Raw genomic sequence first — 25,921 nt, forward strand, 5'->3', positions numbered from 1 at the left:
TTAATAATCATCGATCTGTGATGCCGGAAATCTTATCCGGCCTGGGTGTTGACGTAATTTGCGGGTCGGATAAGGCGAAGCCATCATCCGGCAAGGAATATTCAGGTGGCGAATCAACTGATTCTTCTAAAAGATGACTTCTTTGCGAATGCCGGACAGGCCGTCGCTGTCGCCGATCGCTATCCGCAGGATGTGTTTGCCGAACATACGCATGATTTTTGTGAGCTGGTGATCGTCTGGCGCGGCAATGGTCTGCATGTGCTCAATGACCGTCCCTATCGCATCACCCGTGGCGATCTGTTTTATATTCGCGCCGAAGACAAGCACTCTTACACCTCCGTTAACGATCTCGTGTTACAAAACATCATCTATTGCCCGGAGCGGTTAAAGCTGAATCTGGGCTGGGAGAGCGCGATCCCGGGTTTTAACGGCACACCGCGACAGCCGCACTGGCGACTGGGCAGTGTGGGTATGACGCAGGCGCGCCAGGTGATAAGCCAGCTTGAGCATGAAAGTAACCAGCACGATCCGATCGCCAACGACATGGCGGAGCTGCTCTTTGGCCAACTGGTGATGACGTTGAAGCGTCATCGCTATGCGACCGACACGCTGCCAGCGACCTCCAGCGAAACGCTGCTGGATAAACTGATTACCGCGCTGGCCGCCAGTCTGGAGCGTCCGTTTGCGCTGGATGTCTTCTGCGATCGGGAAGCGTGCAGTGAACGCGTGCTGCGCCAGCAGTTTCGTAGCCAGACCGGAATGACGATTAACCAGTATCAGCGCCAGGTTCGCGTCTGTCATGCGCAATATTTACTTCAGCACAGCCGTCTGATGATCGGTGAGATTTCGATGAAGTGTGGCTTTGAAGACAGTAATTACTTTTCTGTGGTGTTTACGCGGGAAACCGGGATGACGCCCAGTCAGTGGCGTCATCTCAGTAATTCAACGGATTAGCTTGCCATACCCAGACCGACAATGTTGGCGGCGATGATGATCACCACACATCCCAGACTCAGGACGCTGACAGGACGACGCCCGGCGTTGTTCCACTCTTTCAGTACCAGACCGACAATACCACCGCACAGCACGTAGAAACTCATGTGCAGCATCCAACTGATGTAGTCATATTGCGCCGGAATGCGCGCGTGGCCCCAGGCGTAGAAAAAGAACTGCAAATACCACATCAGGCCACCCAGCGCGGACAGCAGCACGTTGGTGATGATAAGCGATTTTGCCAGCGAAAAGTCGGCTTTTACCGACAGGTTTTTCACTTTTGCCAGACGAATAAAACAGAAACCCAGGTTGACCAACGCGCCGCCGCCCATGATCACTACATAGCTTGGCAGTGCGACATACAGCGGGTCTACACCCAGCGCCGCGGCGGCTTCATGCATCGGCTTCGCCGCGTTCATCGCAAACGACATGCCTGCGGAGAAAATGCCGCACATTACCGCCAGCAACAGCCCTTTTTTCAGGTTGAATTCTTCGGCTTTGATGCCCATTTTACGCTCTTTGAGCTGGCCCGCGCGGGTGACGATCCCGACGCCAATCAGCGCAACCAGCACCCCGAGCAGCGTCATACGCCCGCCTTCGGTGTTAATCAACACATCAAAATTGCCGTTGATGATAGGGGTCATCAGCGTACCGACAATCAGCGTAATGCCGATGGCAATGCCAATCCCCATCGACATGCCGAGGTAGCGCATGGTCAGACCGTAGTTGATATTGCCGATGCCCCACATGGCGCCGAACAGAAACACCGGCAGTAGAGTGGAAAGGCTGAATGAACTGTAGTAGGCCCAGAAGTCAGGCAGCAGCATGGCGCTGATGGTCCACGGGAGGATCAGCCACGAGACAATCCCACCGACCGACCACATGGTTTCCCATGACCACTGTTTCACTTGTTTGAACGGGGCATAGAAACAGGCTGCACTGGCCGCACCTATCAAATGCCAAAAAATACCCATCGTAATCGCGTTACTCATCACATCATCCTCATTGTTTTTATCGTCGTTTCTAGCCTTCCGACGTCATGAGTTTAAAAATTGCGCAGATGTATAACCTTTTGCCGATTGCCGCGATTTTCCCTTTCTGGCAAAGACCCGGTTAAGTGGGTGATATGGCTCACATAATCAGCAATAGACGTTAATGTAATAACCTTAGTAAAAGTACGGCATTGATAATCATTTTCAATATCATTTAATTAACTATAATGAACCAACTGCTTACGCGGCGTTAACACCCGGCCGCTCGACAATAATGGAGATGATTATGAGTTATACACTGCCATCCCTGCCGTACGCTTATGATGCGCTGGAACCGCACTTCGATAAGCAGACGATGGAAATCCACCATACCAAACACCACCAGACCTATGTAAACAACGCCAACGCGGCGCTGGAAAGTCTGCCTGAATTCGCTAACCTGTCTGCTGAAGAGCTGATCGCTAAACTGGATCAGGTACCGGCCGACAAGAAAACCGTTCTGCGTAATAATGCGGGCGGTCACGCTAACCACAGCCTGTTCTGGAAAGGCCTGAAAAAGGGCACTACCCTGCAGGGCGATCTGAAAGCGGCTATCGAACGTGATTTCGGCTCTGTTGATAACTTCAAAGCAGAATTCGAAAAAGCTGCCGCCACCCGTTTCGGTTCCGGCTGGGCCTGGCTGGTGCTGAAAGGCGACAAGCTGGCGGTCGTTTCAACCGCAAACCAGGATTCCCCGCTGATGGGTGAAGCGATTTCTGGTGCGTCTGGCTTCCCGATTGTGGGCCTGGACGTGTGGGAACACGCTTACTACCTGAAATTCCAGAACCGTCGTCCGGACTACATCAAAGAGTTCTGGAACGTGGTGAACTGGGACGAAGCGGCTGCGCGTTTCGCTGCAAAAAAATAAGTCTTATTTAACAAGACATCGCGTTTATATGACCCCGTCGGCGTGGCCGGTGGGGTTTTTTTGTGATCAAAATCGAGTGAAAAACAGTGATCCACAAAAATTGAAACATTGTTTTATTGTGTGGTTGGGATCACTTTTATTATTGTGCTGAATGTCTATCGTTGACACATCTTTACATCGGAAGGTGATGGAAATGCAGATTAAACGCACGATAGAAAAAATCCCTGGTGGCATGATGCTCGTCCCTCTGTTCCTGGGCGCGTTGTGTCACACGTTCTCTCCTGACGCGGGGAAATATTTTGGCTCATTCACCAACGGGATGATCACTGGCACGGTGCCTATTCTGGCCGTGTGGTTCTTCTGCATGGGGGCCTCCATCAAGCTAAGCGCGACGGGTACCGTCCTGCGTAAGTCCGGGACGCTGGTGGTGACAAAAATTGCCGTGGCGTGGGTAGTGGCAGCGATTGCCTCGCGGATTATTCCTGAACATGGCGTGGAGGCAGGATTCTTTGCCGGGCTGTCGACACTGGCGCTGGTTGCGGCAATGGACATGACCAACGGCGGGCTGTATGCGTCCATTATGCAACAGTACGGCACCAAAGAAGAGGCCGGGGCATTTGTTCTGATGTCGCTGGAGTCAGGACCGCTGATGACGATGATCATCCTCGGTACGGCCGGGATTGCGTCGTTTGAACCGCATGTGTTTGTCGGCGCAGTGCTGCCTTTCCTGGTGGGCTTTACGCTGGGTAACCTTGACCCGGAACTGCGTGAATTCTTCAGTAAAGCCGTCCAGACGCTGATCCCTTTCTTCGCCTTTGCGCTGGGTAACACCATCGATCTGAGCGTGATAGCACAGACCGGTCTGTTGGGTATTCTGTTGGGTGTGGCGGTGATTATCGTCACCGGTATTCCGCTGATAATTGCCGATAAACTGATTGGCGGCGGCGACGGTACAGCAGGGATTGCGGCGTCCAGCTCAGCAGGAGCTGCAGTGGCGACGCCGGTACTGATTGCAGAAATGGTGCCCGCGTTTAAACCGATGGCACCGGCTGCAACTTCGCTGGTCGCCACCTCGGTGATTGTGACATCAATCCTGGTGCCGATTATCACCTCCATCTGGTCGAAGAAGGTCAAAGCAAAAGTGGCGGCAGTCGACATCCAGAATGCAGTGAAATAATACAATAATGCCGGATGGCGCTACGCTTATCCGGCTTGTTTTTGCGTCATAAAAAGGCCTGGTGAATCTCACCGGGCCTTGTCTATTAACGACCAAACACCTCATCAATCGTCCGGCAATCGTGTTCGTTCAACTCGCCGCCCGCATTGCGTGAAACCCCTGTGCAATAGCCAAACTTGCGCGATACCACCGTCTTGATGGTGGTGACGAAATCTTCGCCGATGGCATAAATCGACATGTATACGCCAATTTTCTGCTGAATGTCGCGAAGGGCCGCCAGGTCACCGGCCTTGAACGCCTCACGCGCGCTGACAAACAGCTCCGGCATCACATTGTTCAGCCCAGAGATAATCCCCGCGCCGCCAGCCAGCAGATTGGGAATGAAGTACTCGTCATAGCCTGAAAGGACGGCAAAGTCGTTACGCACGGCCTGCGTTGCCTCGATCATTCTGCGGGTATGCGACTGACAGTCAACAGTATCTTTGATCCCGGCAAAGTTCGGGAACTCGCTGGCAAGCTGGGCAACCAGATCCGGCGTTAAGTCGCTGCCGGTGCGCGGCGGGAAGTTGTAGGCAAACCATTTCCCGCTGAGCTTTTGCCCCAACTGGCGGAAGTAGCTCAGCAGTTGCTTCGGCGTTTGACCGTAGTAATAGGGTGGCAGAACCATCACTGCATCGTAGCCTGTGCGATACGCTTCCTGCGCCATCCGCAAGACATCGTGGATGCAGGTGGAGGAGACGTTAGCTACCATCTTCAATGGGCTCATGCCGCGCGCCTCGCGAATCAACAGCAGGCGTTCGTCAAGGGTGAAGGAAGCGAACTCTCCGATACTGCCCATCAGCAAAATCACGTCGATTTTTGCGTCAGTGAGGCGTTGAAGGTGTTGGCTCAGACCGTTGAGATCGATATTACCATCCTGATCCATTGGCGTAATGGAGGGGCACCAGACGCCAGCAAACTGCGTTTGACCTGTCACGTTGTTGACTCCTTATTATGAAATGCCGTTTCAAAATCACTATCCATTGATAGCATGGATATTTGCGCGTCGTGTGAACCTTGCTCTCATTTTGCGCGGTTGAGGTAAAATAATTGTGGTTAAATAAGGCAAATTGATCAGGGAGAGGGCCAGATGCGATATCCAGTAGACGTGTTCAGCGGCAAGATTCAGGACTACGCGGGAAGCCGCCCCAGTGCAATTGGCAAAATTCAGGTCGATGGCGAACTGATGCTGACGGAACTGGGTCTGGAAGGTGATGAACAGGCAGAAACGAAAATCCACGGCGGGCCCGATCGTGCGCTGTGCCATTATCCGCGCGAACATTATCTGTACTGGGCGCGGGAGTTCCCCGATCAGGCGGATCAATTCGTGGCCCCGGCGTTTGGTGAGAACCTCTCTACCGATGGCCTGACGGAACACAATGTCTATATTGGCGATATTTTCCGTTGGGGCGAAGCGCTGATTCAGGTCACACAGCCGCGCTCACCGTGCTTTAAGCTTAATTTCCACTTTGGTATTAGCGATATGGCGAGCCTGATGCAGAACTGCGGCAAAACGGGCTGGCTGTGTAGTGTGATTGCGCCAGGCATGGTGTCAGCCGATGCGCCACTGGAGCTGGTTTCCCGCGTTAGCGACGTCAGCGTACAGGAGGCGATCGCCATAGCCTGGCATATGCCTTTTGATGATGAACAGTACCATCGTTTACTGTCAGCGGCGGGGCTGTCGAAGAGCTGGACGCGAACGATGCAAAAGCGCCGTTTAAGCGGCAAAATCGAAGATCAATCCCGGCGTTTGTGGGGCAAATAAGCGCTGCTATCCGGCAACGGAAAAAATGCCTGATGGCGCAACGCTTATCCGACCTACCGTTCGTGGAGATTTGTCGGCCGGATAAGGCGTTTACGCCACTATCCGGCACAATACCGTTACGAACGTTTATACAACGGCAACCAAATCACCAGCCGTAAACCGCCCAGCGGGCTGTCTTCGGCTTTCACCCAGCCGCGATGCTGCTGAATGGCGGTTTCTACAATTGCCAGACCCAGACCGGTGCCGCCGGATTCGCGATCGCGTGCTTCATCGGTGCGATAGAACGGGCGGAAAATCTGCTCACGGTCTTCCGGGCTGACGCCAGGACCATCATCATCCACCGTGATCGTAATTCCGTCTTTATCCACTGCGAAGCCGACTTCAATCTTCGAGTGTGAATAGCGCAGGGCATTACGGACGATGTTTTCCAGCGCACTTTCCAGCGCGTTCGGGTTTCCGTACAGCGGCCACGGTCCCGGCGGGAAATTCACCGTAAGCGATTTGCCCATCTGTTCGGCTTCAAAGGCGGCATTATCCAGCACCTCACCCCACAGATGATTGGCTTTCATCGTTTCGCTGACCAGCGCATTTTTCTGCTGATTGCGCGACATGACCAGCAGATCGTTGATCATGCTGTCCAGACGCTGCGCTTCCGTCTCAATACGCTCCAGCTCCTTACTTTCGCCGCTGCGACGACGCAACAGCGCGGTCCCCAGTTGCAAACGGGTGAGCGGGGTTCTCAGTTCGTGTGAGATATCAGACAACAGACGCTGTTGCGTGGTCATCATCCGCTCCAGCGCGGTCACCATCTGGTTAAAACTGGCGCCTGCGGCAAGAAATTCCTGCGGACCGGCTTCCAGTTCCGGATGCTGACGCAGGTTACCCTGAGCCACCTCATCCGCCGCGTTTTTCAACTTACGCGCCGGTTTTGCCAGGCTCCACGCCAGCCATAACAACAGCGGAGAACTGACTAACATCGTGACAATCAGCAACAACAGCGGGCGGTCAAACAGCAGGTTGATAAAATCGGATTGGGAACTGCTGGCTGGTCGAATCAGGTAAAGCTGGTAGTTATCTTCCCCGTCTCTGACGGAGAAGGGCCCCACCATTTCAACGCGACCGTACTTTTTCTTCTGCGGATGATCGGCGTTATCCGCCTGACCAATAAAGTTACGAATGATCTGCATTTCGCTGCGTTCAGCGCCGATCACGCGTCCTTCTGTGGTCACTAGCAATAACCGCTGTCCTGGCGGCGCCCACTTGTCAATCGCACGGAACAGGCGACGCCACCACATCAAATCATTGGGTGGATCGTTCGCGAGTTCAGCTTCTACGTGTTGCTCAATCATTAACCCCTGGCGCTGTTCGCTGTCCAGTAGCTCGGTCATCTGGCGTGAGTCGAGCTTGGGTAACATCAGTACCAACATCAACACCAGTGCCAGCGTCAACCAGAAGATGGCAAAGATGCGCGCGGTTAAGCTCCCTATCATGAAGCGGAAACCATCAGATAGCCGCGACCACGCAGAGTTTTAAACCACGGATGCCCGTCTTTCCGCTCCGGCAGTTTGCGCCGCAGGTTGGAGATATGCATGTCGATGGCACGGTCGAAAGGCGTCAGGCGTTTACCCAGCACTTCCTGGCTCAAATGTTCACGCGATACCACCTGGCCGAGATGCTGCGCCAGCAGATAGAGCAGGGTGAATTCGGTACCAGTTAACTCCAGCGTCTGACCATCAAAGCTGGCTTCCTGGCGGCCCGGGTTAAGGCTAAGGGCATCCACTTCCAGCGTCGGCGAGCCGTTATCGCTGCTCTGCTGCTGCTCGCTCCAGTGCGAACGACGCAGGATCGCGCGGATACGGGCGACCAGTTCACGATCGTTAAACGGTTTCGGCAAATAGTCATCTGCACCCAGCTCAAGGCCGAGTACACGATCCAGTTCGCTGCCGCGGGCGGTCAGCATAATTACGGGCGTCTGGTGTGTCTGGCGAAGCGCTTTCAACGTATCGATACCGTTTTTCTTCGGCATCATCACATCAAGCAAAAGTAAATCAATGCTGTCGTCCAGAAGCTCAAGCGCCTGCTCCCCGTCATGGGCAACCAGCACATTGAAGCCTTCCATTTCGAGCAGCTCCTTTAACAGGGAAGTCAGCTCTCGGTCATCATCAACTAACAGGATTTTATTCATTGTTTAAGTACCTCCGAGGCAGAAATTACGTCATCAGGCGTCGCTAATCCATGACTTTACGTTGTTTTACACCCCCTGACGCATGTTTGCAGCCCGAATCGTAAACTGTCTCTCGTTGAATCGCGACAGAAAAGATTTTGGGAGCAAATGATGCGCAAAGTTACCGCTGCCGTCATGGCCTCAACGCTGGCACTCAGTACGGTTAGCCATGCAGCTGAAGTCGTTACAGGCGATAACTGGCACCCGGGAGAATCCTCTGCGCCGCGCACTGTACAGAGCCATATGTTTGACGGCATAAGTTTAACCGAACATCAACGTCAACAGATGAGAGATCTGATGCAACAGGCCCGCCATGAGCAGCCGCCTGTTAATGTTAGCGAAATGGAGACGATGCATCGTCTTATTACTGCAGAAAATTTTGATGAAACCGCTGTGCGCGCTCAGGCAGAAAAAATGGCGCAGGCACAGGTTGCCAGACAGGTCGAAATGGCCCGCGTTCGCAACCAGATGTATCGCCTGCTTACCCCCGAGCAGCAAGCGGTTTTAAACGAGAAGCACCAACAAAGAATGGAGCAGTTGCGTGACGTGACGCACTGGCAAAAAAGTTCTTCGTTGAAGTTATTGAGTAGTAGCAACTCACGTTCCCAGTAGTAAACCCTGTTTTCCTTGCCATAGACACCATCCCTGTCTTCCCCCACATGATGTGGGGGTTTTTTTTGCCTGCAAATTGTCATCGTCATAATCACTGATTGTCTTACACCATCCGTTATACTACCGGCATGAAATGGCAGGAGTGTTTATGAATCAATCCTATGGGCGGTTAGTCAGTCGGGCGGCCATTGCCGCGACAGTGATGGCATCGCTGTTACTTTTGATCAAAATTTTTGCGTGGTGGTACACCGGGTCGGTGAGTATTCTGGCGGCCCTGGTCGACTCGCTGGTGGATATTGCCGCGTCGCTCACTAACCTGTTAGTGGTGCGCTATTCGCTGCAGCCCGCGGATGATGAACATACCTTTGGTCATGGCAAAGCGGAATCACTGGCTGCGCTGGCACAAAGCATGTTTATTTCCGGTTCGGCGTTGTTTTTATTTTTAACGGGTATCCAGCATCTGATTACCCCCACGCCGATGAACGAACCCGGCGTGGGGGTTGTGGTTACCATTATCGCCCTGATATGTACTGTGGTGCTGGTCTCGTTTCAGCGCTGGGTGGTGAAGCGGACGCAAAGCCAGGCAGTACGGGCGGATATGCTTCATTATCAGTCTGATGTTATGATGAACGGTGCGATTCTCGTGGCGCTCGGTCTGGCCTGGTACGGCTGGCATCGTGCAGACGCGTTGTTTGCTTTGGGGATTGGCATCTATATTTTATATAGCGCGTTACGCATGGGTTATGATGCCGTGCAGTCGTTACTGGATCGCGCATTACCCGATGAAGAACGTCAGGAAATTTTTGACATCGTGACATCATGGCCGGGCGTCAGTGGTGCTCACGATCTCCGTACGCGGCAGTCAGGGCCGACCCGCTTTATTCAGATTCATTTGGAAATGGAAGATAATCTGCCGCTCGTTCAGGCGCATGTTGTGGCTGAACAGGTAGAGCAGGCGATTTTACGGCGTTTTCCGGGCTCCGATGTCATTATCCATCAGGACCCGTGTTCCGTCGTTCCCAGGGAAGGCAAAAGGTTTGAGCTTTCGTAAGTGAGCGTAAAAAAGAGAGCCAGGCCCGCATTTTGTGTATAAATTACCGCCATTTGGCCTGACCTGAATCAATTCAGCAGGACGTGATTGTTATACTATTTGCATATTCGTTGGATCGTCTCGCTATGCAGGATCGACTTCCGGCAACAGACTTCATTTTGCATTCCAAAGTTCAGAGGTAGTCATGATTAAGAAAATCGGTGTGTTGACAAGCGGCGGTGATGCGCCGGGCATGAACGCAGCAATCCGTGGTGTGGTGCGCGCAGCACTGACGGAAGGACTGGAAGTCATGGGGATTTATGATGGCTACCTGGGTCTGTACGAAGACCGCATGGTGCAGCTTGACCGTTATAGCGTGTCCGACATGATTAACCGCGGTGGTACCTTCCTGGGTTCCGCTCGTTTCCCGGAGTTCCGTGACGAAAACGTCCGCGCCGTGGCTATCGAAAACCTGAAAAAACGTGGAATCGACGCGCTGGTGGTGATCGGCGGTGACGGTTCTTACATGGGTGCGAAACGCCTGACTGAAATGGGCTTCCCGTGCATCGGCTTGCCTGGCACTATCGATAACGATATCAAAGGCACTGACTACACCATCGGTTACTTTACGGCGCTGGGCACCGTGGTTGAAGCGATTGACCGTCTGCGCGACACCTCGTCTTCTCACCAGCGTATCTCTATCGTTGAAGTGATGGGGCGTTACTGTGGCGACCTGACGCTGGCGGCAGCGATTGCCGGTGGCTGTGAGTTCGTTGTGGTACCGGAAGTGGAATTCAGCCGTGACGATCTGGTTGCTGAAATCAAAGCGGGTATTGCGAAGGGTAAGAAACACGCTATCGTGGCAATCACTGAGCACATGTGCGATGTCGACGAACTGGCGCATTACATTGAGAAAGAGACGGGCCGTGAAACCCGCTCGACCGTACTGGGTCACATCCAGCGCGGCGGTTCTCCAGTGCCTTATGACCGCATCCTGGCTTCCCGTATGGGTTCTTACGCCATTGAACTGCTGCTGGAAGGTCACGGTGGTCGTTGCGTCGGTATTCAGAACGAAAAACTGGTTCACCATGACATCATCGATGCTATCGAAAACATGAAGCGTCCGTTCAAAGGTGACTGGCTGGATTGCGCGAAGAAACTGTACTGATTCTTCTCTGCGCCTGATGGCGCTACGCTTACCCGGCCTACAGATCGCAAGACTTGTAGGCCGGATAAGGCGTCAGCCGCCATCCGGCATAAGCCCTCCATATATTCCCTCACGTTATAGCCAATCTTTTTTTATTCTTTAATGTTTGGATGCCTTTCTGGCACGCTTTGCTCATCACAACACAACATAAGAGAGTTGGGCGATGAACAAATGGGGCGTGGGGTTAACTTTGCTGCTGGCATCCAGCGGCGTTCTGGCAAAGGATATTCAATTACTGAACGTGTCTTACGATCCAACGCGTGAGCTGTACGAGCAGTACAACAAAGCGTTTAGCGCACACTGGAAGCAAGAAACGGGCGATAACGTGGTGATTCGTCAGTCACACGGCGGGTCAGGCAAACAGGCGACCTCGGTGATTAACGGCATTGAGGCGGATGTGGTGACGCTGGCGCTGGCCTATGATGTGGATGCGATTGCCGAGCGTGGTCGTATTGATAAAAACTGGATCAAACGCCTGCCGGACAACTCTGCGCCTTACACCTCCACCATTGTGTTCCTGGTGCGTAAAGGCAACCCGAAGCAAATTCATGACTGGAACGATCTGGTTAAGCCTGGCGTTTCGGTGATCACGCCTAACCCGAAAAGCTCCGGCGGCGCACGCTGGAACTATCTGGCTGCCTGGGGTTATGCGCTGCACCACAACAACAACGATCAGGCAAAAGCGCAGGACTTTGTGAAGGCGCTGTTTAAGAATGTCGAAGTGCTGGACTCTGGCGCACGCGGTGCGACCAATACCTTTGTCGAACGCGGCATCGGCGACGTGCTGATCGCCTGGGAGAACGAAGCGCTGCTGGCGACCAATGAGCTGGGCAAAGATAAATTTGAAATCGTGACGCCGAGCGAATCCATTCTGGCTGAACCGACAGTCTCCGTTGTGGATAAAGTGACCGAGAAGAAAGGCACTCAGGCCGTGGCGGAAGCCTATCTAAAGTATCTCTACTCACCGGAAGGTCAGGAGATTGCGGCGAAAAACTACTACCGTCCGCGTGATGCAGAGGTGGCGAAGAAATACGAAAATACGTTTCCGAAGCTGAAACTCTTTACCATTGATGAAACGTTCGGCGGCTGGACGAAAGCGCAGAAAGAACACTTCTCGAATGGCGGAACGTTCGATCAAATCAGCAAGCGTTAAGAGCTGGTAGGAGAAGAAGCCCGGGGTATTTGCCGCCGGGCTTTTTTATTTGTCATCATTTTGCGTTACTCTTGCAGGCCGTTGAGATACAGGGAACGCGTTATGAAAAAAACAGGCTATGGACTACTGGCCGTTGTCGTTATTGCCGCTGCGGCAGGTTTTGGCTACTGGAAGCTGGCCGGAAACCCGGATGCGTTGCGTAAGATTGTGCTTGAGCAATGCCTGCCCAACCAGTTGCAGCATCAAAACCCTGCGCCATGTGTCGAAGTGAAGCCCGATGCTGGATATGTGGTCTTTAAAGATCGCAATGGTCCGCTGCAATATCTGCTGATGCCGACTTATCGCATTAATGGCACCGAGAGTCCGTTGCTGGTGGAACAATACACGCCGAATTTCTTCTGGCTGGCCTGGCAGGCGCGCGATTTCATGAGCCAAAAGTATGGCAAGGATATTCCGGACAGCGTCGTGTCGCTGGCAATCAATTCGCGCAGCGGACGGACGCAAAACCATTTCCACATCCATATTTCCTGCCTTCGTCCTGATGTCAGAGCGCAACTGGACGCTAACCAGACCAAAATCAGCACCCGCTGGTTACCGCTGCCGGGCGGACTGCGCGGGCATGAGTATCTCGCCCGTCGCGTGACAGAAAGCGAACTGGCGCAGCGCAGTCCGTTTATGATGCTGGCCGAAGAGGTGCCGGAAGCGCGTGAGCGAATGGGCAGCTATGCGCTGGCGCTGGCGCGTCAAAGTGATGACGCTTTTGTTCTGTTGGCCACGCAGCGCAACATGCTGGCGTTTAACCGGGCGTCGGCAGAAGAAATTCAGGATCACGACTGTAAGCTCCTGACTCAGCCCTGATCGCCACGCCGACGGTTGTCGGCGTTTTTTTGCACAATCTCCCACTTCAGGCCAGCGAAGATGTATCGTTGGTTAAAATAATGTGAATTCGATCAAAAGATATAAAGGTATACCTTTATATCTTTTGTGGTTCCATTACACTCCCTCATAACGCCTGATCCTGGTTTTCTGGGTCATGCGTTAATCATAAAAGCTTTTATTTCACGTAGTTACGTCATCCTTTTTTCGACATTCTTGCGCTGAACGGCGCAAAAGGAATACCGATATGAAATTGTCTATCGTGGAAAAAATAGGTTTCGGCGCCGGGGATATGGCGATCAACGTAGTGATTATTGCCATGCAGCTACTGCTGGCATATTTCTACACGGATATTTACGGTTTACGGGCAGCGGATGTGGGTGTGCTGCTGGTGGTGGTGCGGATGATCGATGCCATTATCGATCCGGCAATGGGAATGCTGACCGACAAAGTGTCGACCCGCTGGGGACGCTATCGTCCATGGTTGTTATGGTTTGCCATTCCATTTGGCTTTGCCGTCTATCTGATGTTTATCACGCCGGATATGGCGTATATGGCGAAGCTGGCATGGGCCTATTTCACTTACATTCTGATGACGCTGGTCTATACGGCGATCACTATCCCTTATATCTCTCTGATTGGTGTCATCACGGACGATCCGGGCGAGCGTCTGAGCGCCAACGGGTATCGTTTTGTGATGACCAAAATCGCCGCGTTTCTGGTGACGATTGTGGTTCCCATGCTGGCGGTCTGGCTGGGACAGGGCAATAAAGCGCTGGGTTATCAGCTCTCTATGGGCCTGATGGGGGCGATGGGCGCCGTGCTGTTTATCTTCTGCTTTATGACCACCCGCGAACGCAGCGAGCCTGAATTGCCGTCACTGTCCGTCAAACAGCAGTTTGCGAATTTACTGCGTAACGACCAGTGGCTGATTCTGGGCGTGGTGATTATGTTGCTGATGTGCGGCTACGTGATCCGCGGTTCGGTCGCGGCCTATTACGCCAAATATTATCTGAATGGCGGTGACAGCCTGATTTCACCGTTCCTGACCGTCGGCGTGGTGGCGTCTATTCTGGCGATGATTGCGACCACGTGGGTGACTAAGTTCTGGGACAAAATAAAAATGTTCCGCTACACCCAACTGATGACCTTCGCGCTGAGTATCGGCATGTATCTTTGCGTCGGGCAGCAGAACCTGATCCTCGCCTTTGTCTTTTACTTTCTCATCAACTTCTTCTGCGACATGCAAATGCCGGTGTTCTGGTCTTCCATCGCGGAGGCCGTCGATTACGGCGAGAAGAAAACCGGGCTGCGCGTTTCCGGACTGGCTTTCGGCGGCATTCTGTTCTTTCAGAAATTCGGGATGGGGATTGCCGGCGGCGTCCTTGGCTTCCTGCTGAGCCACTTCGGCTACCAGGCGGATGTCCAGCAGAGTGCAAGCTCGCTGACCGGGATTGCGCTGATGATGACGCTCATCCCTGCCGTCTTCCATCTGGTGGTTGGCGTGGTGATGAAAAAGTATCTGATCAACAACGATTATTACCGCGATATCCAGAGTGAACTGGCGCAGCGTCAGGCGTGAGGAGGAGCAGATGAGTCATCTCAAAAAAGTCTGGGTGATTGGCGACGCGTCCGTGGATCTGGTGCCGGAAGGCGCGGACACCTACCTGAAATGTCCGGGGGGTGCATCGGCTAACGTCGCCGTTTGCATCGCGCGACTGGGTGGCGACTGTGAATTTATCGGCTGTCTTGGGGAGGATGACGCCGGACGTTTTCTCCGCCAGACGCTGGCAGAAAACGGGGTAGGTGTGGGGTCATTGCGCCTCGACCCACAGCAAACCAGCGCGGTACTGATCGTCAATCTGACGCCAGAAGGCGAGCGCAGTTTTACCTATCTGGTACATCCCGGCGCGGACACTTTTGTCTCGGTGCAGGATTTACCGACTTTCAGCGCCAACGAGTGGTTTTACTTCAGCTCGATTGGCCTGACAGACAGTCCGGCGCGTGAGGCGTGTCTGGAAGGCGCCAGACGCATGAAGACGGCGGGAGGGCACGTCATGTTCGACGTTAACCTGCGCGTCAGCATGTGGCGGGATATCCAGGAAATCGTCCCCTTACTCGCACAATCTATTGCGCTGGCCTCCATCTGCAAGGTCTCTGCGGATGAGCTGTGTTGGCTGGGTAAGGTCGAACGCTGGCAGGACGCACGCTATCTGATGCGTGAACTTGGCTGTGAAACCACCGTTATCTCATTGGGCGATGCAGGGGCGTACCTGGTGACGCCAGAGGGCGAATGCGCGTTCCCGGCCGCGAAAATTTCCGTGGTGGACACCACCGGAGCGGGCGATGCCTTTGTCGGCGGGCTGCTTTATACCCTTTCACAGGCCGCTTCCTGGGACAGTCACTTGCTTGCACAGGCGATCGGTACAGCCAATGCCTGCGGCGCGATGGTGGTCACGGCAAAAGGGGCGATGACCGCGCTGCCTTATCCTGAACAGCTCGCGGCTTTTCGCGCCAGTCATCCATTGGAAAAAATATGCTAAACCGTTAAGGAGTCATTCATGCACGTTGAAATTAACAAAATACTGGGCTGCCTGATTGGTGCCGCTGCGGCGGACGCGATGGGCGCAGCGACCGAAGTGCGTACTCAGCAACAAATTCGCGAATACTTTGGTGGCTGGGTGACCGGTTTTGAGAAACCGCCCGCCGATACGTTTGGTCGCTGTAACGAAGCCGGAATGTGTACCGATGACTTTATTCAGGCGAAGTACATCATGGACGCCCTGCTACAGCACCATCGTCAGGTGAGCGATGAAGCAATGCGTGAAGCCTTCCAGCGCTGGCTGGCCTATCCGTACTACGCCAATTTTACCGGGCCAACCACCCGAGCCGCGATGAAAGCCATATTTAACGATAATCGCGTGTCCCTGCAGGGGGAACTGGAAGGTGAGAAACAGTCGGTACAGATTATCAATAAGGGGAATGCGGAAGCCACCAACGGCGCGGCAATGAAGATTTGGCCTGCCGCCGTACTGCATCCTGGCGACATAGAAAAAGCGATTCAGACTGCGCTGGAAATCTGCCGCTTTACCCATAATAACGTACTGGCGATGTCTGGCGCAGCGGCGATGGCGGCAGCAACCAGCGAGGCGTTACAGTCCGTGGTGAGTGCGGAAAGCATCATTGCGGCCGGGATTTACGGCGCTGACAGGGGTTATGCGCTGGCGGCAGAACAGGGCGCGATGATGGTTGCCGGGCCGTCGGTGGCGCGTCGTATTGAACTGGCGGTAGCGATCGGTAAGCGGCACGCCCATTGGGAGACGGCGATTGTTGAGATTGCCGATATCATCGGGTCCGGGTTGCACGTCAGCGAGGCGGTTCCGGCCGCGTTTGGTCTGTTCGCGTGTTGTCCGGATTCGGCCGTTGATGCTATTATTTCCGCCGTTAATATCGGCAATGACACCGATACCGTCGCCACCATGGTTGGGGCACTCTCCGGCGCCTGGCACGGTGCTGATGCTTTTCCTGCCGACTATTTAACTACCGTTAATCGTATGAATCATTTCGATTTGGCTGAACTCGCCAGACAGATTAAAGGGTAGTGCGCTGCCCTGCGGGGGCGGCGACAACCGTCCCCGACTGGCAGACTTTCGAGGTAAATGGCTTGCAGGTTGATAAAACGAGTTTCACTCCGCTGTATAAGCAGTTGTTTTATATCATCTGCCAGCAGATCCAGAACGGCACCCTGCCGCTGGGGAGTCAGTTGCCAACGCAAAAAGCGATCGCCCAAACCTATAATGTGTCGCTGATCGTCGTGAAGCAGGCGTGGAGTGAGTTGATCAACGCCGGTGTGATCACCTCTCAACGCGGAAGTGGTTCCGTGGTGAGCGCGGTGCCGGAAGGCGTCAGCTATGGTCATACCTTTCGCGGGATCACCAGCGACCTGCGTGATGCCAGCGTGGCGGTTGAGAACCGCATTCTGGAAATCGCCACACGCCGGGCGCGCGACGCGCAGGAAGATGGTTTAAGCCTGCCGGCCCATCATCACTATCTCTATATTTCTCGGGTGCGATACCTGAACGATCGCCCGTTTAACCACGAGAAAATTTATCTCGATCTCTCCTTCTTTCCGGGATTAACCCTGACAGCGGATGAACTGGCCCATACCTCGCTTTATCACCTGTTGAATGTGAAAAGCGACTCAGCGATCGAAAAGGTCGATGCCATTCTGCCCAGTCCTGATTTATGCGAGAAGCTGCAGATTGCTGAGAACAAACCACTCCTTTCCGTGGCGCGCCAGACGTTTATGGCGGGGGAAGCGCATCCCTTTGAGTATTGCCGCTACTATGTGCTGTCTGACTACTTCGGCGAAATCCATTATCACTGACCCTCTGCTTTTTTAGGGGGAGACGCGCGTTTACAGAAGGGGGATGCCCCCGTATTCTTGTTGAAAAAAACAACAGGAGACAGGCATGTCGCTCTGGTTTTCACATCCTCTGTTTCTGCCCTCGTTGGTGGTGATTGTCACCATCCTGCTCTGGGCAACCTCGCTATTGCCGGAATTTATCACCGCGCTGCTGTTCTTCACGGTGGCGATGGTGGCAAAAATCGCCCCACCGGACGTCATCTTTGGCGGCTTTGCCTCCTCGGCGTTCTGGCTGGTATTCAGCGGCTTTGTGCTAGGCGTGGCGATCCGCAAAACCGGACTGGCGGACAGGGCGGCAAGAGCGTTGTCATCACGGCTGACGGAATCCTGGCCGCTGATGGTCTCAAGCGTGGTGCTGCTGAGCTATGCGCTGGCGTTTGTCATGCCCTCCAATATGGGACGTATCGCGCTGCTGATGCCCGTTGTTGCAGCGATGGCGAAGCGTGCCGGGATCCTCGATGGCACCCGTGCGTGGTATGGCCTGGCGCTTGCTGTGGGTTTCGGCACTTTTCAGCTTTCCGCCACCATTTTGCCTGCTAACGTGCCGAATCTCGTGATGAGCGGGGCGGCGGAAGGATCGTACGGTATCCACCTGAACTATCTGCCTTATCTGCTGCTGCATACGCCGGTATTAGGCTGGCTGAAAGGTGGACTGTTGATTGCGCTGATCTGCTGGCTGTTTCCCGGAAAACCCCATGCGCCACGTGAATTCTCACCACCGGAGCCAATGAGCCGCGACGAAAAAAGACTGGCCTGGATGCTGGCAGTCGTGCTGGTGATGTGGGTCAGCGAAAGCTGGCATGGCATTGGCCCGGCGTGGACCGGGCTGGCGGCAGCGGTCATCACCCTGTTACCGCGTGTCGGGTTCATCAATGGAGAGGAGTTTTCCACGGGGGTTAACATCCGTACCTGCATTTATGTTGCCGGTATTCTTGGACTGGCGAGTGTAGTGACGCAAACCGGTATTGGCGATGCGGTCGGTGAAGCGCTGCTGCACGTGATGCCGCTGGATCCGGAGAAACCGTTCACCAGTTTTCTCGCCCTGACCGGCATCACCACTGCGCTTAACTTCATTATGACCGCTAACGGCGTTCCGGCGCTGTATACCACCCTGGCGCAGAGCTTTTCTGAGGCAACGCAATTCCCGCTGCTGTCGGTGATTATGATTCAGGTGCTGGGCTATTCAACGCCGCTTCTGCCGTATCAGGCATCACCTATTGTGGTGGCGATGGCGTTAGGCAGGGTGCCAGCGAGAGCCGGGCTGCTCCTGTGTCTGGTGCTGGCGCTGACGACTTATCTGATCCTGCTGCCACTGGACTATGCATGGTTTAATCTATTAGGAAAATTGTAGTGTTAATTGCCTGATTATTTTAGTTTTGTGAGAGGGTGGTGAGTTTTACCTGCACGAATGACAGTTAATACTGAAACGCATACTTATGCGCAGGATACTCAAGGATTGAACCATGGATAGATTGACCCCCATTCGCGGTTGGCCCGCCATCATCTCGATGGTTATCACACTGACCATCTGGTTTATCATCCCTTGTCCTGCTGACGTGACGCCACAGGCATGGCATCTGCTGGCGCTGTTTATCGGTACGATTGCGGCCATTATCGGCAAAGCGATGCCCATCGGGGCGATTGCTGTTGTGGCGATCATGCTGGTGGCGATGACCGGTGTGACGAATCCCGGTAAGCCTGCGGCAGCGCTTAACGATGCGCTGAGTGGCTTTTCCAACCAACTGATTTGGCTGATCGGTTTATCGATCATGCTGTCGCAAAGCTTGCTGAAAACAGGACTTGGGGCGCGTATCGGCTACGGATTTATTGCGTTGTTTGGTAAGCGAACCTTAGGTATCGCGTGGGCATTAACCCTCGCGGAAACGCTGATTGCCCCCGTCACCCCAAGTAACACGGCACGCGGCGGCGGCATTATTCACCCGGTGATGCGCGCCATTGCCGACAGCCTTGGATCGCAGCCCGGCAATAGCGAAAATGGCTCAACGGGGCGCTATCTGGCGCTGGTGAATTACAACATTAACCCGATCAGTTCAGCGATGTTCATCACCGCAACCGCCCCTAACCCCCTCATTGTCACCTTTTTGTCCCAGGGAACGGATGGGGTACTGAATATGACCTGGGGGATGTGGGCCATTGCGGCGCTTCTTCCGGCGGTCGTTTCGCTGATTGTGATGCCCATCGTCATCTGGTGGCTCTATCCACCCGCCATTACCCGCACACCCAATGCGCCGCAGTTCGCCCGGCAAAAGCTGGATCTTCTCGGCCCACTGTCGCTGGCGGAAAAAATCACGCTGGCGGTGTTCATTTTGCTGCTCTGCCTGTGGGCTGGCGCTCCCGCGATGATCATGGGCAGCGGCTGGACCGTTAACCCCACCAGTGCGGCGCTGATCGGTTTATCGATTCTGTTGCTGACGGGGGTATTACACTGGGAGGACATCCTTAAGTGCCGCGGTGCCTGGGATACCATTGTCTGGTTTGCCGCGCTGGTGATGATGGCGGATTTCCTCAGCAAACTGGGACTGGTCGGCTGGCTTGCGACCAGTGTGGGGACGGCAATCAATCACCTTGGCGTCCACTGGAGTATTGCGACACTGCTGTTGATCCTGCTTTACGTCTACTCTCATTACTTTTTCGCCAGCACCACGGCGCATATCACGGCCATGTTCTCCGCCTTCTTCATCGCGGGGTTAGGTCTGGGCGCGCCACCGGCCCTGCTGGGGCTGATGCTCGGTTTCTCTTCTTCGCTGATGATGTCGCTCACCCACTACGGTACGGGCACTGCGCCGATTATTTTTGGCTCTGGCTATGCCACTCTGGCGGAATGGTGGAAGACGGGGCTAGTGATGAGTGTGGTAAACCTGACTATCTGGGCGGTGACAGGGGCTTTCTGGTGGCACTGGCTGGGATACTGGTAATACGGGGATAAGTCGGGGGAGAGGTCCCCCCGACTACACAACTTAAGCTTGTTTTGCTGCTTCAGCTGCTTTTACGATCACGGCGAAAGCGTCAGCTTTCAGAGAAGCACCGCCAACCAGCGCGCCGTCGATATCCGGCTGAGTGAACAGTTCTGCCGCGTTAGCTGCGTTTACGGAACCGCCGTACTGGATGATGACCTGCTCAGCAATTTTCGCGTCCGCTTTGGCAATATGATCACGGATAAATTTGTGAACAGCCTGTGCCTGCGCTGGCGTTGCGGATTTGCCGGTGCCGATTGCCCAAACCGGTTCGTAAGCGATAACTACACCTTCGAATGCCGCAGCACCCTGTGTTTTCAGAACGGCGTCGATCTGACGTGCGCACACTTCTTCTGTTTTGCCCGCTTCGTTTTCAGCTTCGGTTTCACCGATGCACAGAACGGGAGTCAGACCCTGCTCTTTCAGCACAGCGAATTTTTTCGCGATCAGTTCGTCAGACTCTTTGTGGTAAGTACGACGCTCAGAGTGGCCGATGATGATGTACTGTGCGCCGATGTCTTTCAGCATTTCAGCACTTGTTTCACCGGTAAATGCGCCGGACAGGTTCAGGTCAACGTTCTGTGCGCCCAGGAGGATGTGGCTACCGGCCGCAGCATGTTTTGCCAGATCGATATACATTTCTGGCGGTGCGATCGCTACCGCACAGCCAGCGACGCCAGCCAGCTCTTTACGCAGGTTAGCAATCAGTTCGTTTACCATGTGGCGGCTGCCGTTCAGTTTCCAGTTACCCATCACTAAAGGATGTCGCATTTCTATTCTCCACGCTTTGTCAGCGAATTAAGGAAGATGGCCGCCCCGCAGGGCAGCATGGTCTGTGAAACAGTATAGAGATCACTCCCCGGAAAGGCTTTGCTTTTTATCATCAATTGGGCCCGTCCAGATTTTCAGATAACGCCAGCTTAATCGGTTCAACCGCGAAGGTCAGCCCCTTTTCGCCGTTATCTGCGACAACATAGCGAATTGCGCCTTCGGTCTCCGCGTAATAGCGCTTATTTTTCCCCGACGTAAGCAGCTTTTGCAGCTTTTTCTGGCTCTGCTCTTTGGTCAATAAGGGGGCGACCGTGCGGATCACTGCCGCCATATATTCCTGCGCTTTAGCTTTCGCCGCTTTCTGTTCCGGCCCCTGAATCGGCAGCCAGGTTATCTGCATGCTCTTAATCTTCAGCGTTCCGCGCTCAAGAGCGGTCGAGGCGTACAGGTTTTCATTTATTTTGCTGGCCGCACGGGTGAGGTTGGCTTTGTCGCGACTACTGTCGATGGCGCGGAATTCATTTAAGGTAAGCTTCGGATTTTGCGTATTAAAGTTTTCGCGAAACTGGCTGATCGAAAGGTCAAACGTGGGGGCACCGGCGAGTAAATACGGTGCGGTGGTGGCCGCCAATGGCTCAGCCGCCAGCGCCGGAGGGCTGGAGAGCATCGCAGAAAACAATAATAAAAACAGTGAACATCCTGGCTTCATCAATCTTACCTTTCGTTATGACTGTCCACGATTAAAACGATAACCGTCTGGCTTGTCAAAAGGGTAAACTGTCGAAGATAGTCATTTTAAAGGAACAGACATGACCCTACAGCAGTGGTTATTCTCATTTAAAGGGCGTATTGGACGCCGTGATTTCTGGATCTGGATTGCGCTGTGGATTGTCAGCATGGTGGTTCTGTTTTCGCTCGAGAGTCAAAAATTACTTCCCGATCAGATTGCTCCCTTTGCCCTGGTGTGTCTGCTCTGGCCGACGGCAGCGGTTACGGTGAAACGTCTGCACGATCGTGGGCGTTCGGGGCTGTGGGCGTTATTGATTATTCTTGCCTGGATGCTGTTAGCCGGTAACTGGGCTATTCTGCCGGGGATGTGGCAATGGGTGGTCGGACGGTTTGCGCCGACGCTTATCCTCATCATGACTCTTATCGACCTGGGGGCGTTTGTTGGCACCCAGGGCGAAAATAAATACGGTAAAGACACGCAGGATGTCGCGTTTAAATCAGCGCCCTGAACCGTATTACCAGTAATGCTCGGCGGTCATATGGCCTGGCCGGCGACGAAGGTGTTTCGTCATCTGCCGGGTCTCTTTCAGCAACTGCTGTGTGTCGCGAACCATTTGCGGATTTCCACACAGCATCACATGGCTGGTCTCTTTATCCATCGGTAAGCCTACCGCTTTTTCCAGTTCGCCACTTTCAATCAATGCCGGAATGCGGCCGGTCAGTGAACCCGCGACGGTCTCCCGGCTCACCACCGTCTGGATCCGCAGTTTGCCTTCGTAGCGCTTTTGCAGCGCCTGCATCAGCGGCAGGTAGCTTAAATCGGCGGCGTATCGTGCGGCGTGGACCAGTACCAGATTTTTGAAACGTTCGAGATCGTTACCCAGTTGCAGAATCGATAAATAGGGACCAATGGCGGTGCCCGTTGCCAGCATCCATAACGTGTCACAGTCCGGTACTTCGTCAAGCACAAAGAAACCGGCGGCTTCGCTCACTACCTGTACTTCGTCGCCGGGCTTGAGTGCCGCCAGACGTGGGCTTAGCTTACCGTCAGGCACGGTGACCAGGTAAAACTCCAGATCGGGATTGTCAGGGGCATTCACATACGAGTAGGCACGCTGGACGCGCTCGCCGTCAATCTCAAGACCGAGTTTGGTAAATTGACCTGCGGTGAAGGGATGAACGGGGGCGTGAACGGTCAGACTAAACAGAGCATCAGTCCAGTTCTGTACCTTTGTGACTTTGCCTGTTACCCAATCTGCCATGGTTTTCTCCTGTACGGGTCTCGTTCCCTTATCTTCGTTCGTTGGCGGAAAGATTTCCAGCCCGGAGGGGCTGGAAGGCTCGAACGAACAAATCAGTTACAGGATGTGCGCCTGCACGTCCGGGTCTTTACGGTCGAGATAGTGGATCGACTGAATACGGCGGATGGTGCGTGACTTACCGCGGATCAGCAGCGTTTCGGTGGTCGCGATATTACCTTTACGGCTGATCCCTTCCAGCAGATCGCCTTTGGTGATGCCGGTTGCGGAGAAAATAACATTATCGCTGCGCGCCATTTCATCCAGACGCAGCGCTTTACCCGCCTCGATGCCCATTGCCTGGCAGCGTGCCAGCTCTTGTTCGCCAATGCGACGGTTCTCTTCGCTGTCGCCTTTGACATCATGACGTGCCAGCAGACGGCCCTGCATGTCGCCATCCAGTGCGCGGATCACCGCGGCGGACACCACGCCTTCCGGTGCACCGCCAATCCCGTACAGCACATCCACTTCGCTGTCCGGCATGCAGGTCAGAATGGACGCGGCAACATCGCCATCAGGAATCGCGAATACGCGCACGCCAAGCTTCGCCATCTCTGCGATCACGTCATCATGACGCGGTTTCGCCAGAATCGTCACCGTCAGTTCGCTCAGCGGTTTGCCCAGCGCGTTGGCGACATTGCGCAGGTTCTCTTCCAGCGGCAGATTGAGATCGATGCTGCCTTTTGCGCCCGGTCCGACAATCAGCTTTTCCATATACATGTCAGGTGCGTTCAGGAAGCAACCCTTGTCACCCACGGCCAGAACGGCCAACGCGTTGGCCTGGCCCATCGCCGTCATTCGTGTGCCTTCAATGGGGTCGACGGCAATATCCACCGCGTCGCCGCGACCGGTACCGACTTTCTCACCGATGTAGAGCATCGGCGCTTCGTCGATCTCGCCTTCCCCGATCACGATGGTCCCGTCAATGTTGACCTGGTTTAGCATTATGCGCATGGCGTTAACGGCCGCGCCGTCGGCGGTGTTTTTGTCACCGCGTCCTAACCATTTGTAGCCAGCCAGCGCCGCCGCTTCGGTTACGCGGGAAAATTCGATGGCAAGTTCTCGTCTCATAGCAAACTCGTAGCAGAAAGGAATGGCGCGAAGTGTAGCACAGGGGAGAGGGGGAAATTATTGATATCAGAGGGTGAGTGTGCGGGGTTGTCCCCGCACCGTAATCTCATCCGTAGGCCGGATAAGACGCTTTCGCATCGTTATCCGGCAATTCGCGATTACTCTTCGTGGTCTTCCCACGCCAGCGCGCGTTTGACCGCTTTCTTCCAGCCGCTGTAACGGTAGTTACGCTCGGTGGTTTCGATGCCAGGGCGGAATTCACGTTCGATGACCGCTTTTTCCTGCAGTTCATCAAGGTTCTGCCAGAAACCGACTGCCAGACCGGCCAGGTAGGCCGCACCCAACGCCGTGACTTCACGCACTTCCGGACGCTCAACGCGCGTGCCAAGAATGTCAGACTGGAACTGCATCAGGAAGTTGTTGGCGACCGCGCCACCGTCCACGCGCAGGGCGTGCAGGCGAATGCCGGAGTCTGCCTGCATCGCTTCCAGTACGTCGCGGGTCTGGTAGGCAATAGATTCCAGCGTTGCACGGATGATGTGGTTGGCGTTCACACCACGGGTCAAGCCGAAGATCGCGCCACGCGCATACGGGTCCCAGTACGGCGCGCCCAGGCCGGTGAAGGCGGGGACGACGTACACGCCGTTAGTGTCCTTCACTTTGGTCGCGAAATACTCGGAATCGAAGGCGTCGCTGATGAGCTTCATTTCATCACGCAGCCACTGAATAGAAGCGCCCGCCATAAACACAGCGCCTTCCAGCGCATAGTTCACTTCCCCGGTCGGGCCGCAGGCGATGGTGGTCAACAGGCCGTTTTCGGATTTCACCGCTTTTTCGCCGGTGTTCATCAGCATAAAGCAGCCGGTGCCGTAGGTGTTTTTCGCCATCCCTTCCTTCACGCACAGCTGGCCGAACAGTGCAGCCTGCTGGTCACCGGCGATACCGGAGATCGGAATACGCGTGCCGCCTTTACCGCCGATGTTGGTCTGACCGTAGACCTCGGAAGAACGGCGCACTTCCGGCAGCATGGCGCGTGGAATATCCAGCGCATCCAGCATCTTGTCGTCCCAGTCCAGCGTGTGGATGTTGAACAGCATGGTACGCGAGGCGTTGGTGTAATCCGTTACGTGTACGCGTCCCTGGGTCATTTTCCAGATAAGCCAGGTATCAACGGTACCGAACAGCAGTTCGCCGCGACGTGCGCGCTCACGAGAGCCTTCGACGTGGTCGAGGATCCACTTCACTTTGGTGCCGGAAAAATACGGGTCAATGACCAGACCCGTGTTATTGCGGATGTACTCTTCCATGCCATCGCGCTTCAGGTGTTCGCAGATATCCGCGGTACGACGGCACTGCCAGACAATCGCGTTATAGATAGGTTTACCGGTCTCACGTTCCCAGACGATGGTCGTTTCACGCTGGTTAGTAATCCCGATAGCTGCAATCTGATCGGAACTGATGTCCGCTTTCGCCAGGACTTCCACCAGGGTAGAGCTCTGCGTTGCCCAGATTTCCATCGGGTCGTGTTCTACCCAGCCTGCTTTCGGGTAGATCTGCTCAAATTCGCGCTGTGAGACGCTTACGATATTGGCATCATGATCCATCACGACGGCGCGGGAGCTGGTGGTTCCCTGGTCGAGCGCAACGATATATTTTTTCTCAGTCATAATTATTTG

Annotated in this window: 25 protein-coding genes; 16 read left to right on the plus strand and 9 right to left on the minus strand. The window is 54.4% G+C overall.

The annotated features are described in order from the left end of the window. Positions 1 to 105 precede the first annotated feature (105 nt). Positions 106 to 954, plus strand: a complete 849-nt coding sequence (gene rhaR, locus AOY24_RS15985) for an HTH-type transcriptional activator RhaR (protein WP_042998899.1) — start codon at positions 106 to 108, stop codon at positions 952 to 954. Here rhaR and rhaT read toward each other — a convergent pair. Continuing rightward, positions 951 to 1,985: an L-rhamnose/proton symporter RhaT gene (gene rhaT, locus AOY24_RS15990; RefSeq protein WP_044328280.1), complete on the minus strand. Its 1,035-nt coding sequence runs from the start codon at positions 1,983 to 1,985 to the stop codon at positions 951 to 953. The genes rhaR and rhaT overlap by 4 nt on opposite strands. Positions 1,986 to 2,271: 286 nt before the next feature. On the opposite strand from rhaT, the gene sodA reads away from it, so the two are divergent. Together sodA and kdgT are read left to right on the plus strand one after the other, a co-directional pair. Further along, on the plus strand, positions 2,272 to 2,892 hold the full coding sequence (gene sodA / locus AOY24_RS15995; RefSeq protein WP_044257452.1) for a superoxide dismutase [Mn]: 621 nt from the start codon (positions 2,272 to 2,274) through the stop codon (positions 2,890 to 2,892). A gap of 193 nt (positions 2,893 to 3,085) precedes the next feature. After that, positions 3,086 to 4,069, plus strand: a complete 984-nt coding sequence (gene kdgT / locus AOY24_RS16000; RefSeq protein WP_042998902.1) for a 2-keto-3-deoxygluconate transporter — start codon at positions 3,086 to 3,088, stop codon at positions 4,067 to 4,069. 85 nt (positions 4,070 to 4,154) lie between these two features. Here kdgT and AOY24_RS16005 read toward each other — a convergent pair whose 3' ends face one another. Further along, a complete protein-coding gene (locus tag AOY24_RS16005; RefSeq protein WP_044257454.1) occupies positions 4,155 to 5,045 on the minus strand; it encodes a dihydrodipicolinate synthase family protein in 891 nt (296 codons plus the stop codon). Between the two features lie 153 nt (positions 5,046 to 5,198). Between AOY24_RS16005 and yiiM the strand changes: the two genes are divergently transcribed. After that, on the plus strand, positions 5,199 to 5,873 hold the full coding sequence (yiiM, locus tag AOY24_RS16010; protein ID WP_042998904.1) for a 6-hydroxyaminopurine reductase: 675 nt from the start codon (positions 5,199 to 5,201) through the stop codon (positions 5,871 to 5,873). Between the two features lie 116 nt (positions 5,874 to 5,989). Here the strand turns inward: yiiM and cpxA are convergent, their stop codons facing one another. Both cpxA and cpxR read right to left on the minus strand, forming a co-directional pair. Further along, positions 5,990 to 7,363, minus strand: a complete 1,374-nt coding sequence (gene cpxA, locus AOY24_RS16015) for an envelope stress sensor histidine kinase CpxA (protein WP_044257455.1) — start codon at positions 7,361 to 7,363, stop codon at positions 5,990 to 5,992. Then, positions 7,360 to 8,058 carry an envelope stress response regulator transcription factor CpxR gene (gene cpxR, locus AOY24_RS16020; protein ID WP_001033731.1) on the minus strand — a complete coding sequence of 233 codons (699 nt, stop codon included), beginning with the start codon at positions 8,056 to 8,058 and terminating at the stop codon, positions 7,360 to 7,362. The genes cpxA and cpxR overlap by 4 nt, the downstream gene beginning before the upstream one ends. Before the next feature lie 150 nt (positions 8,059 to 8,208). Here cpxR and cpxP point away from each other — a divergent pair, with 150 nt between their 5' ends. The 11 genes from cpxP to AOY24_RS16075 all read left to right on the plus strand — a co-directional run bounded on the left by cpxP (position 8,209) and on the right by AOY24_RS16075 (position 20,337). Further along, the gene (gene cpxP / locus AOY24_RS16025; RefSeq protein ID WP_043001792.1) at positions 8,209 to 8,709 is read left to right on the plus strand and encodes a cell-envelope stress modulator CpxP; all 501 of its coding nucleotides are present in this window, start codon (positions 8,209 to 8,211) and stop codon (positions 8,707 to 8,709) included. A gap of 148 nt (positions 8,710 to 8,857) precedes the next feature. Continuing rightward, positions 8,858 to 9,760 carry a CDF family cation-efflux transporter FieF gene (fieF, locus tag AOY24_RS16030; RefSeq protein WP_042998907.1) on the plus strand — a complete coding sequence of 301 codons (903 nt, stop codon included), beginning with the start codon at positions 8,858 to 8,860 and terminating at the stop codon, positions 9,758 to 9,760. Between the two features lie 184 nt (positions 9,761 to 9,944). Beyond that, a complete protein-coding gene (gene pfkA / locus AOY24_RS16035) occupies positions 9,945 to 10,907 on the plus strand; it encodes a 6-phosphofructokinase (protein ID WP_042998908.1) in 963 nt (320 codons plus the stop codon). Between the two features lie 202 nt (positions 10,908 to 11,109). Beyond that, on the plus strand, positions 11,110 to 12,099 hold the full coding sequence (gene sbp / locus AOY24_RS16040; RefSeq protein WP_054176967.1) for a sulfate/thiosulfate ABC transporter substrate-binding protein Sbp: 990 nt from the start codon (positions 11,110 to 11,112) through the stop codon (positions 12,097 to 12,099). 102 nt (positions 12,100 to 12,201) lie between these two features. Further along, on the plus strand, positions 12,202 to 12,957 hold the full coding sequence (locus AOY24_RS16045; protein ID WP_042998910.1) for a CDP-diacylglycerol diphosphatase: 756 nt from the start codon (positions 12,202 to 12,204) through the stop codon (positions 12,955 to 12,957). Between the two features lie 265 nt (positions 12,958 to 13,222). Next, entirely contained in the window at positions 13,223 to 14,557 is a 1,335-nt protein-coding gene (locus tag AOY24_RS16050) for an MFS transporter (RefSeq protein ID WP_042998911.1), read from the plus strand. A gap of 10 nt (positions 14,558 to 14,567) precedes the next feature. Next, entirely contained in the window at positions 14,568 to 15,518 is a 951-nt protein-coding gene (locus AOY24_RS16055) for an aminoimidazole riboside kinase (RefSeq protein WP_044265202.1), read from the plus strand. A gap of 18 nt (positions 15,519 to 15,536) precedes the next feature. Further along, a complete protein-coding gene (locus AOY24_RS16060; RefSeq protein ID WP_054176968.1) occupies positions 15,537 to 16,577 on the plus strand; it encodes an ADP-ribosylglycohydrolase family protein in 1,041 nt (346 codons plus the stop codon). Positions 16,578 to 16,639: 62 nt separating this feature from the next. After that, on the plus strand, positions 16,640 to 17,362 hold the full coding sequence (locus AOY24_RS16065) for a GntR family transcriptional regulator (RefSeq protein WP_043001793.1): 723 nt from the start codon (positions 16,640 to 16,642) through the stop codon (positions 17,360 to 17,362). An 85-nt stretch (positions 17,363 to 17,447) separates the two neighbouring features. After that, a complete protein-coding gene (locus tag AOY24_RS16070) occupies positions 17,448 to 18,752 on the plus strand; it encodes an SLC13 family permease (protein WP_042998914.1) in 1,305 nt (434 codons plus the stop codon). Between the two features lie 112 nt (positions 18,753 to 18,864). Beyond that, positions 18,865 to 20,337: a DASS family sodium-coupled anion symporter gene (locus AOY24_RS16075; protein ID WP_044257464.1), complete on the plus strand. Its 1,473-nt coding sequence runs from the start codon at positions 18,865 to 18,867 to the stop codon at positions 20,335 to 20,337. 42 nt (positions 20,338 to 20,379) lie between these two features. On the opposite strand, the gene tpiA is transcribed toward AOY24_RS16075, so the two are convergent. Further along, the gene (gene tpiA, locus AOY24_RS16080) at positions 20,380 to 21,147 is read right to left on the minus strand and encodes a triose-phosphate isomerase (protein ID WP_042325562.1); all 768 of its coding nucleotides are present in this window, start codon (positions 21,145 to 21,147) and stop codon (positions 20,380 to 20,382) included. A gap of 112 nt (positions 21,148 to 21,259) precedes the next feature. Further along, positions 21,260 to 21,856 (minus strand): YiiQ family protein, encoded by a 597-nt coding sequence (locus AOY24_RS16085; protein WP_044257465.1) that lies wholly within the window; start codon positions 21,854 to 21,856, stop codon positions 21,260 to 21,262. A gap of 100 nt (positions 21,857 to 21,956) precedes the next feature. Between AOY24_RS16085 and AOY24_RS16090 the strand changes: the two genes are divergently transcribed. After that, entirely contained in the window at positions 21,957 to 22,385 is a 429-nt protein-coding gene (locus AOY24_RS16090) for a DUF805 domain-containing protein (RefSeq protein ID WP_042998919.1), read from the plus strand. Positions 22,386 to 22,391: 6 nt separating this feature from the next. Here AOY24_RS16090 and fpr read toward each other — a convergent pair whose 3' ends face one another. From fpr to glpK, 3 genes are all read right to left on the minus strand, one after another. Next, a complete protein-coding gene (gene fpr / locus AOY24_RS16095) occupies positions 22,392 to 23,138 on the minus strand; it encodes a ferredoxin--NADP(+) reductase (protein ID WP_044257466.1) in 747 nt (248 codons plus the stop codon). 96 nt (positions 23,139 to 23,234) lie between these two features. Then, the gene (glpX, locus tag AOY24_RS16100) at positions 23,235 to 24,245 is read right to left on the minus strand and encodes a class II fructose-bisphosphatase (protein WP_042998921.1); all 1,011 of its coding nucleotides are present in this window, start codon (positions 24,243 to 24,245) and stop codon (positions 23,235 to 23,237) included. Between the two features lie 158 nt (positions 24,246 to 24,403). Beyond that, complete coding sequence (gene glpK, locus AOY24_RS16105; RefSeq protein WP_044257467.1) at positions 24,404 to 25,912, minus strand: glycerol kinase GlpK; 1,509 nt, start codon at positions 25,910 to 25,912, stop codon at positions 24,404 to 24,406. Positions 25,913 to 25,921: the final 9 nt, after the last annotated feature.

The organism is Citrobacter sp. CtB7.12, assembly GCF_001297795.1.
Lineage (GTDB): Bacteria > Pseudomonadota > Gammaproteobacteria > Enterobacterales > Enterobacteriaceae > Citrobacter_A > Citrobacter_A amalonaticus.

Coding starts and splice junctions, on each gene's coding strand:
- tpiA (WP_042325562.1), bottom strand. CDS start 21,147: ATGCGACATCCTTTAGTGATGGGTAACTGGAAACTGAACGGCAGCCGC.
- fieF (WP_042998907.1), top strand. CDS start 8,858: ATGAATCAATCCTATGGGCGGTTAGTCAGTCGGGCGGCCATTGCCGCG.
- AOY24_RS16050 (WP_042998911.1), top strand. CDS start 13,223: ATGAAATTGTCTATCGTGGAAAAAATAGGTTTCGGCGCCGGGGATATG.
- AOY24_RS16060 (WP_054176968.1), top strand. CDS start 15,537: ATGCACGTTGAAATTAACAAAATACTGGGCTGCCTGATTGGTGCCGCT.
- kdgT (WP_042998902.1), top strand. CDS start 3,086: ATGCAGATTAAACGCACGATAGAAAAAATCCCTGGTGGCATGATGCTC.
- fpr (WP_044257466.1), bottom strand. CDS start 23,138: ATGGCAGATTGGGTAACAGGCAAAGTCACAAAGGTACAGAACTGGACT.
- pfkA (WP_042998908.1), top strand. CDS start 9,945: ATGATTAAGAAAATCGGTGTGTTGACAAGCGGCGGTGATGCGCCGGGC.
- AOY24_RS16090 (WP_042998919.1), top strand. CDS start 21,957: ATGACCCTACAGCAGTGGTTATTCTCATTTAAAGGGCGTATTGGACGC.
- AOY24_RS16055 (WP_044265202.1), top strand. CDS start 14,568: ATGAGTCATCTCAAAAAAGTCTGGGTGATTGGCGACGCGTCCGTGGAT.
- yiiM (WP_042998904.1), top strand. CDS start 5,199: ATGCGATATCCAGTAGACGTGTTCAGCGGCAAGATTCAGGACTACGCG.
- AOY24_RS16070 (WP_042998914.1), top strand. CDS start 17,448: ATGTCGCTCTGGTTTTCACATCCTCTGTTTCTGCCCTCGTTGGTGGTG.
- AOY24_RS16085 (WP_044257465.1), bottom strand. CDS start 21,856: ATGAAGCCAGGATGTTCACTGTTTTTATTATTGTTTTCTGCGATGCTC.
- sodA (WP_044257452.1), top strand. CDS start 2,272: ATGAGTTATACACTGCCATCCCTGCCGTACGCTTATGATGCGCTGGAA.
- rhaT (WP_044328280.1), bottom strand. CDS start 1,985: ATGAGTAACGCGATTACGATGGGTATTTTTTGGCATTTGATAGGTGCG.
- sbp (WP_054176967.1), top strand. CDS start 11,110: ATGAACAAATGGGGCGTGGGGTTAACTTTGCTGCTGGCATCCAGCGGC.
- cpxA (WP_044257455.1), bottom strand. CDS start 7,363: ATGATAGGGAGCTTAACCGCGCGCATCTTTGCCATCTTCTGGTTGACG.
- cpxP (WP_043001792.1), top strand. CDS start 8,209: ATGCGCAAAGTTACCGCTGCCGTCATGGCCTCAACGCTGGCACTCAGT.
- cpxR (WP_001033731.1), bottom strand. CDS start 8,058: ATGAATAAAATCCTGTTAGTTGATGATGACCGAGAGCTGACTTCCCTG.
- AOY24_RS16045 (WP_042998910.1), top strand. CDS start 12,202: ATGAAAAAAACAGGCTATGGACTACTGGCCGTTGTCGTTATTGCCGCT.
- AOY24_RS16075 (WP_044257464.1), top strand. CDS start 18,865: ATGGATAGATTGACCCCCATTCGCGGTTGGCCCGCCATCATCTCGATG.
- glpX (WP_042998921.1), bottom strand. CDS start 24,245: ATGAGACGAGAACTTGCCATCGAATTTTCCCGCGTAACCGAAGCGGCG.
- glpK (WP_044257467.1), bottom strand. CDS start 25,912: ATGACTGAGAAAAAATATATCGTTGCGCTCGACCAGGGAACCACCAGC.